Source organism: Shewanella sp. SG41-4, assembly GCF_014164505.1.
GTDB lineage: Bacteria > Pseudomonadota > Gammaproteobacteria > Enterobacterales > Shewanellaceae > Shewanella.
The window spans coordinates 1-9,649 of sequence record NZ_JACJFI010000165.1; the positions used below are offsets into that span (position 1 = coordinate 1).

Annotated in this window: 9 protein-coding genes; 2 read left to right on the forward strand and 7 right to left on the reverse strand. The window is 39.5% G+C overall.

Annotated features, from left to right (window positions below):
• On the forward strand, positions 1 to 1,442 hold a 1,442-nt coding region (locus tag H5202_RS14405; protein WP_182772684.1), incomplete at its 5' end, for a PilZ domain-containing protein.
• Positions 1,443 to 1,652: 210 nt separating this feature from the next.
• On the opposite strand, the gene H5202_RS14410 is transcribed toward H5202_RS14405, so the two are convergent.
• Together H5202_RS14410 and serB are read right to left on the reverse strand one after the other, a co-directional pair.
• On the reverse strand, positions 1,653 to 2,561 hold the full coding sequence (locus tag H5202_RS14410) for an alpha/beta fold hydrolase (RefSeq protein WP_182772685.1): 909 nt from the start codon (positions 2,559 to 2,561) through the stop codon (positions 1,653 to 1,655).
• Positions 2,562 to 2,679: 118 nt separating this feature from the next.
• Positions 2,680 to 3,666: a phosphoserine phosphatase SerB gene (serB, locus tag H5202_RS14415; protein ID WP_182772686.1), complete on the reverse strand. Its 987-nt coding sequence runs from the start codon at positions 3,664 to 3,666 to the stop codon at positions 2,680 to 2,682.
• A 162-nt stretch (positions 3,667 to 3,828) separates the two neighbouring features.
• On the opposite strand from serB, the gene H5202_RS14420 reads away from it, so the two are divergent.
• Complete coding sequence (locus H5202_RS14420; protein WP_182772687.1) at positions 3,829 to 4,521, forward strand: AhpA/YtjB family protein; 693 nt, start codon at positions 3,829 to 3,831, stop codon at positions 4,519 to 4,521.
• 72 nt (positions 4,522 to 4,593) lie between these two features.
• Here H5202_RS14420 and deoD read toward each other — a convergent pair whose 3' ends face one another.
• The 5 genes from deoD to H5202_RS14445 form a co-directional block, all read right to left on the reverse strand.
• A complete protein-coding gene (gene deoD / locus H5202_RS14425; RefSeq protein ID WP_182772688.1) occupies positions 4,594 to 5,304 on the reverse strand; it encodes a purine-nucleoside phosphorylase in 711 nt (236 codons plus the stop codon).
• 102 nt (positions 5,305 to 5,406) lie between these two features.
• Positions 5,407 to 6,624, reverse strand: a complete 1,218-nt coding sequence (locus tag H5202_RS14430; RefSeq protein ID WP_182772689.1) for a phosphopentomutase — start codon at positions 6,622 to 6,624, stop codon at positions 5,407 to 5,409.
• Between the two features lie 12 nt (positions 6,625 to 6,636).
• Complete coding sequence (gene deoA / locus H5202_RS14435; protein WP_182772691.1) at positions 6,637 to 7,968, reverse strand: thymidine phosphorylase; 1,332 nt, start codon at positions 7,966 to 7,968, stop codon at positions 6,637 to 6,639.
• Positions 7,969 to 8,096: 128 nt separating this feature from the next.
• A complete protein-coding gene (gene deoC / locus H5202_RS14440; protein ID WP_182772690.1) occupies positions 8,097 to 8,870 on the reverse strand; it encodes a deoxyribose-phosphate aldolase in 774 nt (257 codons plus the stop codon).
• Positions 8,871 to 9,249: 379 nt separating this feature from the next.
• Positions 9,250 to 9,649 (reverse strand): outer membrane protein OmpK (locus tag H5202_RS14445; protein ID WP_220493884.1); only part of this gene is annotated, 400 nt, incomplete at its 5' end.

Genomic DNA, 9,649 nt, shown 5'->3' on the forward strand with positions numbered 1-9,649 from the left:
ATGAAATTAGCCAATTACCGAGTTTTATTAACACCAGGCGTTTAACCCAACTGATCAAAAACACCGAAAATAATGACCATTGTTATTTATTCACATTTACGCACAATGCCAATGGTAAATCACATTTTTATTCCGCTACTTTAGCGGAACTTAAAGCAACCAAAAATATTAATCTATTTTTAGGTTTTGCTTCCACAAAAGCCAGCTGGCGTGTATTTAAAATTGTAATGCAGCCAATTGATCATACTAAAAACTACAAAACATCCACCTTACCTGGGGATGATGCCCGTTATGCTGCCCTCACTGAGCAGCAATTAGCTCAATTTAGTCATACTTTACAACTTATTGATTTAACCAATGAAGAAGCTCGTAAAGACTATCAATCTTGGTTTGATCAATCTGATGTGAATGGCCTAAAGATTTTTGCTCAAGCAAAAGTAAAACAACACAGCATCAAAAAAGTATCAATGCCATTCAGTGAGCGACGCCATGAGGCTCGATTCGTCTTTAAAACCTTAGTCACAATTCAACAAGGCGATAAACAGGCCACAGGCATTACCCATGATATTTCGAGCCGAGGTTTACAACTGACTTTAGAAAAATCGGCTAATTTCAATGAACCTGGTGCGGTCACCTTATCATTTCCACGCCTGCAAGCCGCTGCTGGTAAAACTAACTTATCGAATTTACCTTATCAGCTTATTCGCAGCAGGATGGGTGGTGTTACTTTACATTTAAGTGCCATCATTGGTCACTCCCCGCATGAAGGCGTAGAATTTTTAAGTAAATTGATTGCTCACAATAAACAAAAACTCGAACAATTATCGGATAATGAAGGCCAGAAAAAAGAACTGGCTGATGGTATGAAAAACCTTGTTATGCGCCAATTGCCAGGTGTGCCATATTTTATTGAAAAAACAGTAAAAGCAGCTCAAATGGCTTACATAGGTATTGGCACAACCACAGATGAAATAAGCCATTTATTTGCTCAAGACAGCGATAAAGTACTGCAATACAACTTAAAACCGCTACTGGAAAACAATGTATTAAAACAACAAATAATAGACCCTATCAAGTTAATGAAATCCACTCATGGTATGGCCTTTTTTGAAGTATTTATGCAACTCACCCGTCATCCTAGGGGGGCTGTACAGATCCAATGTAAACTTAAATCAGATCTGGGTAACAAAGAGAAACAAATTCAATTTATTACTCAAAGTAAAAAAGTGGGTCGCTTCATGGCATTAAGAGTGTATGTAGGAGCAACTGATAAGCCCGATATGAGCTATATTCGACGCGAGCTAGAGTATATCCACATTCATGCTAATCACCGAGCAAAGCAATTAGAAGAACAATTATGGAAAGTTATCGGTTCAGGTGAGCTATTAGATATTACGGCAGAGGTTGAAATCCGTTTTCCGAGCTTAATGACAGCAGTTTAATGACTTTTTTAGTAACCGTTACTCGTAATCAGAAATGACGTAAGTCGATATAATCAATTTATTTCAAACCTGCAATATCAGTTTTACGATGCTTTTGTTAACAAACCACATTGAAGTGTTAATAGCTGTCGATTGTGAGTCAATGCACGTTGCTTGCAAACCAAAAATCGAGGCAATAAACACTTGTTAACTCGATAAAGTTAACAAAAATCACATTGATAAATACCATTGTTTAATTTGTACAAAGTGATCTTGTTCGGCTTGTCGATCAGTCAACATACCTGCATGATTATAATCCAATAAATTGCCCTTTTCTTTGGCGAGCAAAGTGTACTTAATCTGGCTAAAACCACATTCATCGATCATATCGCGTACATCAGATGGATTGCCTAATACATGGTCATTTTTGCCCGCGATAAACCAGGCTGGTGGCCATACGGCTTTAGTTGCAGCTTCTGCATAATGAAAATTATCATCATGATCAACCCAATCTCCTCGTACCCAATCAATGGTTTGTAATAATGAAGCACTGCTCTCATTGTCCATACCAACGCGCAGTCGACTGGCATCAAAGTAGCCTTGTCTGCCAATATAAAAAGGCGCAAAACGATTCCAGAAAAAATCAACCATAAGCCATTTTTTGAATGATTTCACTTTAATAGTACGCTTGGAACCGAAGGTTAGTAACGATGCCACACTAGACTGTAAATCAGTATAACGAGCCAAACTGCTGGCCATTAATACCCCGCCCCATGAGTGAGCACACCAATGCACTTTATTAACCAAAGGATGGCGTTGTAGAACAAACTGTTGCACTAAAGGCAATTGTTCACGGATAACTTCTCCTTGCCCCAACGTAAAATCACGATGAATTTTAGGCTCACTTAAGCCTCTTCCAGCGGTATCCATCACATACACATCAAAACCAGCTTTAGCTAAAAAACAGCCTAAACCACGACCTGAACTGCTATAAAACACTCTTCCATTAGACATTGCACCATGCAACATCAAAATAGGAATACCAAGCGCTATTGGCGACGGAGGACGAATATGCCGAAGGTGTAATTGACCATCTCTGTATGGTATAAAAAGTGAGTCTTGGAGGATATCTATAGTCAAAATAGGCAGTTATGTTAGTGATTATAAAAATAAAACTAACATTACTACCGTGAAACACAACTAGAATAGAGTAATAATTCTATATTTAATGCTGTTCATTAATGTAAACATCAAAAATTTATAGTTGTAGGCAAAATACTAATGCGCGTAAATCGACATTTTGTATTGATGCGTCAGCAGCAGCGATTAATTTAGGCTTGGCATGAAATGCCACACCTAAGTCTGCAGCTTGGAGCATTGGAATGTCATTGGCACCGTCACCAATAGCCACTCGCTGACCTAATGGAATAGCCCACTGATCTGCGCATAGACTAATCACATTCGCTTTATATTGAGCATCCACCACTTCACCTGTTACTTCACCACTCAACTTACCATCAATAATCACCAGCTCATTAGCAAAGGCAGCATCTAGATCAAGTAACGTTTTTAAATGGCCCACAAATGGTGTAAATCCACCTGAAGCGACAACCAGTTTCCATTGATGCGTTTTTAGCTCGGCTAACATTACTTCAAGACCAGACATTAATGGCAAGTTGTCGCACAGCTGCTGAATAATAGAGGCATCAGCACCAGTTAGTTTACTGACTCGTTGTCTTAAAGACTGTTCAAAATCTAATTCACCACGCATAGCACTTGCCGTAACGGCGGCAACTTCCTCACCAACTCCTGCCATAGCGGCTAGCTCGTCGATACATTCAATTTGAATGGCAGTAGAGTCCATATCCATCACTAACAAGCCCGGTTGATTTAAACGTGCCAGTGGTTGTTGAATAAGTATAATTTCAGCAGGAATATTCTGAGGAAATGACGCAATTAATCCATCATTCGCAGTTTGAGCAGACAGTTCAAAACCTAATAAATCATTCTGCCTGTCAAGTTTTGCGATATGAGTGTCAATTGATATTGAGGCTAACCAAGATTCAATCTCAGAGGAGCATTGCGCACTAAAAATAACTCGACAACGATACGGTAAGTGAGATTGTAAGTTAAGTAAATAATCAGACTCTTGATAACGATATAACACACAGCCTAAATGTTGATATGTCTCACAAGTATCTGAATATAAAAAATTTAGTAAAGCATTATCACTTTGTTCAAGCATCAATACGGCCTCTTAGTATGTTACGACTATCTACTGACAAATTTTTCGATTAATATAGCTTTTTGATAATTCTCTGTAATTGGGTTAGCACAAAATGGTTGCTCGATAAAAGAACTCCCCAAAACAACCTCCAATTAAATAGAAAAAACACTGAGGATTAAAGTGATTTTTGTTAAAGGTCTTAAGAAAAGGCAAAAAATCAGCAGGATTGTGCAAATTATTGTCGCAATAACACTGATCTTTGGCTTAATGTACTTGTGGCAATCAAGTTTACGTAACGGTCAAAAATTACTAAACTCACAAACCAAAGTGATGGCAAGACTACTAGCACAACAAGCTGCGAATGGTGCTGCTCCGGCAATGTTTTTACAAAATGATGAGCAACTGCAATGGTTAGCATCAGCACTTGCTGCCGACCCTAAAGTGATGTCGGTGAATATCTATAATTCACAAGGTGTAAGGCTAGCCTTTGCCCAAAGTGTCTCTTATGAAAACTTAGAAGCCGACTCTGATATTTTAAAAGGCTTACTAAAACCGTATCCCCCTTTAATTGAAAATGTTATTCAAGACGACAACAATTTAGGTTACGTTGAAGTACGTTTGAATCTTGATATATTTTTCGACGAAATAAAAATCTTGCATGAACAGAACATGCAATTACAGCAGATAATGTTAATTGTAGCTGGCTTTATTGGTTTACTGTTATCACGTGCCCTTTCATTTAAGCGTGCCGATTTTGATCGCCGAAAAGCACAAGCGAAACTGCGTACAAAACCTAAAAAAACGACATTGAGCGCGGCCAACAAGGCCCAAGCAGACGAGCCAGAAGATACACAACAAAATCCTCCTGCATAGAATGCTGACGTAAATGACAGACATAAAAAAAGGGCACTCAATGAGTGCCCTTTTTTATGACTAACGTTTAAATTACAGTGTTAACGCTGCATCTAAAGTCATGATAATCATGTCGCTGAATGTTGTTTGACGTTCATCAGAGGTGGTTTTCTCACCTGTGCGGATGTGGTCAGATACTGTTACAACACATAACGCTTTAGCGCCTAATTCATGTGCTACACCGTATAAACCAGCAGCTTCCATCTCGACGCCTAAAACACCCATTTTTTCCATAACATCAAACATTTGAGGATCTGGAGTATAAAATAAGTCGGCAGAGAAAACGTTACCAACACGGATTTTAGTGCCGTGTGCTTTAGCCGAATCAACAACAGCACTTAGTAAGCTGTAGTCTGCGATTGCAGCAAAATCGTTATCTTTAAAACGTAAACGGTTAACTCTAGAGTCAGTACATGCACCCATACCGATAATCACATCACGTACTTTTACGTCAGTGCTGATTGCGCCACAAGTACCAACACGGATTAAATTCTTAACACCGTAGTCTTTGATAAGTTCGTGTGCATAGATTGAACAAGATGGGATACCCATACCTGAACCCATAACAGAAATACGCTTACCTTTGTATGTACCAGTAAAACCTAGCATGTTACGTACATCAGTCACTTGCTCAACATTTTCTAAAAATGTCTCAGCAATGTATTTTGCACGTAATGGATCGCCTGGGAAAAGTACCGTTTCAGCAAAAGCACCTTCAACTGCATTAATATGTGGTGTAGCCATGTTATAACCCCTATGTTTCTATTTTATTTTGTATTGCTTAATCTTATTTACAGTTTAGCAAAGCCATTAAACTTTATATAGAACCGTCGTTTGAAAATGTGACTAATTAATAAAAGATTCACCATAATTCATCGGTTCTAACGCAAAATAACTCGCAATAGACTGACCAATATCAGCAAAAGACTTACGACGGCCTAGCGACCCTGCTGATAAACCTGCACCATAGGCGAGTACCGGTACACGCTCGCGAGTGTGTTCGGTGCCAACCCAAGTAGGATCACAACCATGATCAGCTGTGAAAACAACTAAATCTTCAGGCTGTAAAATCGCCAATAGCTCGGGTAAGCGAGAATCAAAGTACTCAAGTGCTTTAGCATAACCGGCAGTGTCACGACGGTGGCCATAATGAGAGTCAAAATCAACAAAATTAGTAAACACAATAGTGTTATCACCAGCACGTTTAATTTGCGCTAAGGTTTCATCAAATAATTCTTCAAGACCAGTCGCTTTAAATTGTTGAGTAATACCGCTGTGCGCATAAATATCAGAAATTTTACCGATACTAACGACTTCACCGCCAGCATCTTTTAGCTTATCTAATACCGTAGGCGCCGGTGGTAATACAGCGTAGTCATGACGGTTTCCAGTACGGGCAAAATCAGCTGCGCCAGTGCCTACAAATGGACGAGCAATAACACGACCAATGTTATATGGCTCTAACTCTTCACGCGCTATTTTGCACAAGTTGTATAGATTTTCTAAACCAAAACTTTCTTCATGACAAGCTATTTGGAAAACAGAGTCCGCAGAGGTATAGAAAATAGGCTTGCCTGTTTTCATGTGCTCTTCGCCTAACTCTTCAAGAATTTGAGTACCTGAAGCATGGCAGTTGCCTAAAAACCCATCTAAACCAGCGCGTTCAAGGATTTTATCTGTAAGTTCTTTAGGAAATGAATTGGTTAAATCACTAAAATAACCCCACTCATAAAGGACGGGAACACCCGCCATTTCCCAATGACCACTTGGAGTGTCTTTGCCTGAGCTTAATTCATCAGCATGGCCATAAGCACCTATGAGTTCGACATTATCAGCAAATCCAGCTGCAAATTTACCAGTACTTTCAAAACCAGCATGGCCTAGGCCAAAGCGAGCAAGATTAGGTAACTTCAATGGACCTTGACGGCCAATATCCGCTTTGCCTTCAGCACAAGCTTGCGCGATGTGACCAAAAGTATCAGAGCCAACATCACCAAACTTGTCGGCATCGGTAGCAGCACCAACACCAAAAGAGTCGAGCATTAAAATAAAAGTACGTTTCATTATTTGTTTCCTTTATAAATCTGAAGCGCGAATATAACGATATATTTCAGGCGTTTTCTCAGGCGCGCTATCACCAATAATAATGGCTTGTTGAATAGCAGCGGCAGCTTCGGCAAAAGCATCTTCAGATTGAGCATGGATCATCGCTAACGGTACATCTTTGTTAACTTCCTGACCCAGTGCACATACTTGAGTTAATCCAACACTGTAATCCAGTGCATCACCAGGTTTGCGACGTCCACCACCTAAGGTCACTACGGCTAAACCAAGTTCTCGTGTATCCATTTTGTAAGCAAAGCCAGATGTGTTGGCATAAACAGGTCGAACAATTTTCGCATTAGGTAAATACTTATCATATGCCTCAACAAAATCTGTTGGGCCACCTAAACCAGACACCATTTTAGCAAATGCCTCTGCTGCTTTACCATTATCTAATACAGCGTTTAGCTTATTACGAGCTTCAGCTTCATTCTGTGCAATACCACCCAAAATTAGCATTTCTGCACATAATCCCATGGTGACTGCATACAAACGAGGATTACGATATTGACCGGTTAAAAAGTTTATCGCTTCACGCACTTCGACAGCATTACCTGCACACGAAGCTAATACTTGATTCATGTCAGTTAACAATGCAGTTGTTTTGGTACCAGCGCCATTAGCAACGGCTGTAATACTGCGAGCCAACTCTTCAGATGCTTCGTAAGTTGGCATAAATGCACCACTACCCACTTTGACATCCATCGCAAGAGCATCAAGACCAGCAGCTAACTTTTTAGATAAAATCGATGCTGTGATTAACGAAATTGATTCAACGGTAGCGGTATTATCACGAATAGAATAGAAACGTTTATCAGCAGGGACTAAGTCACCGGTTTGACCAATAATGGCAACACCAGCGTCTTTAACCACTTTGCGGAATAATTCACTTGAAGGCTCAGTTTGATAACCAGGAATGGCATCAAATTTATCTAACGTACCACCGGTATGACCTAAGCCACGACCAGAAATCATCGGTACATAACCGCCACAAGCAGCAGCCATAGGGCCAAGCATTAGGCTGATTACATCGCCAACACCGCCAGTGCTATGCTTATCGATAATCGGGCCATTGAGACCAAGAGAATCCCAATTTAATACAGTTCCGGAATCGCGCATTGCAATTGTTAATGCAATCCGTTCGTCCATATTCATATCTTTAAAATACACCGCCATGCCGAACGCAGCAATTTGACCTTCTGAAACGGTGTTATGAGTGATGCCATCAACAAAAAATTGAATTTCTGCAGTGCTTAGTACATCACCGTTACGTTTTTTACGAATAATTTCTTGAGCTAGAAACATGTTACGTCTCCCTTTAGGCAACCCATCACCTTTAGGGTCGCCTTTAAATAATAGGATGCTATCAAGTGATAGCGCCTCAGTACGACGAAGAGTCAAGGTCATACTGAGATTTTTGACTATCTATGCGATTAGTAACCTGCAGTAGGCTTAGGAGCATCTACTAATTCTAATGTATGCAACAAGCTGTTTAACAAGCTAGAAGCACCAAAACGGAAAGTCTGAGGGGTAACCCAATCATCACCTAGAATACGTGCAGCCAAGTCTAAAAATTCTGCTGTTTGCGCTGCATCACGAACACCGCCAGCAGGCTTAAAGCCCACGTTGCGATTTTTCTCACTGATCACAGTTAACATAATTTCAGCAGCTTCAAGTGTGGCATTTACAGGTACTTTACCTGTTGATGTTTTAATAAAATCAGCACCTGCATCAATAGCTAACTCTGATGCTTTACGGATCAAAGCTGGATCTTTCAACACACCAGATTCGATGATGACTTTTAAAATAGCATCATCTCCGCACTCTTTCTTACAGGCTTTAACCAGTTCAAAACCGATTGTTTCGTTACCTTCCATTAGTTCACGGTATGGAAACACAACATCGTCTTCATCAGCACCATAAGCAACTGCTGCACGAGTTTCTAATACTGCGATGGCAATATCATCATTACCGTGTGGGAAGTTAGTCACTGTTGCAATTTTAATGTCTTCACAATCAAGTTCATTAAGTGTTTTACGTGCAATAGGAATAAAACGAGGATAAATACAAATTGCGGCAGTATTACCTGCTGGAGACTTGGCTTTATGGCATAAATCGATGACCTTTTGATCGGTGTCATCATCATTTAAAGTGGTTAAATCCATTAATTCGATACCACGTTGTGCCGCTTTTTTTAAATCAGTCATAATTGCTCTCCGAAACGATAAATCAAAGTTGATAAATTTTTTTCAGGCAACACTATGTAGCTGGCATATGATTATAATTATGGCCGGGCCTTCAGTATTGCCAGTAAATCTTGGTGCTATTTACTAACCTAAGTATTCAATCTGATAACGAGTACCACGACTTGAATCCTTGAAGACCGGAAAAGGTAAAACAAAGATATTTGTTTCAACTATTCCGCGAAAAATCCATTTTAGCGCGTAAAAATAAAACTTTGTAGAGTACAAACTTTTATATAAAAACACTCTATTTAGACAATGATTTTAAATGAAAGTTCGATGTTGTTTTTATTGTAAAATTTGGAGCCGCTAATGCGGCTCCAACAACTCATATTCTAAAAAACTAGATTTTGTAAGTTGCGGTTAGGAAGTGAGACCAACCAGTAGTATTTAAACCACTCCAAAATTCATTCTTAAATGCATTATCATTTAAGCCATATGAATGGTAGAAGTACTTAGCACCATAACCTAAAGCAAAACGGTCTGTGTGGTAGTAAAGACCTAAGAAACCAGCGCCACCATGTTCAGTGTTGTTATAGTTTCCATCACTGTTTTTGCCTGAATATTCTTCGTCCATGTCAAATTGGTAATCAACATAACCTTGGAAAGATAAGAAGCTCTTGTCATCAAAGAATACAAACGGCTTGAACCAGTTAGCTGAGAATTGGTAACCATTCCAGTCTTTACGGTTAATATCATAAGTAGCGAACATGTTCATGCCAGTTTTACCTAACCATGGAACC

Coding starts and splice junctions, on each gene's coding strand:
- serB (WP_182772686.1), bottom strand. CDS start 3,666: ATGCTTGAACAAAGTGATAATGCTTTACTAAATTTTTTATATTCAGAT.
- deoD (WP_182772688.1), bottom strand. CDS start 5,304: ATGGCTACACCACATATTAATGCAGTTGAAGGTGCTTTTGCTGAAACG.
- H5202_RS14430 (WP_182772689.1), bottom strand. CDS start 6,624: ATGAAACGTACTTTTATTTTAATGCTCGACTCTTTTGGTGTTGGTGCT.
- deoA (WP_182772691.1), bottom strand. CDS start 7,968: ATGTTTCTAGCTCAAGAAATTATTCGTAAAAAACGTAACGGTGATGTA.
- deoC (WP_182772690.1), bottom strand. CDS start 8,870: ATGACTGATTTAAAAAAAGCGGCACAACGTGGTATCGAATTAATGGAT.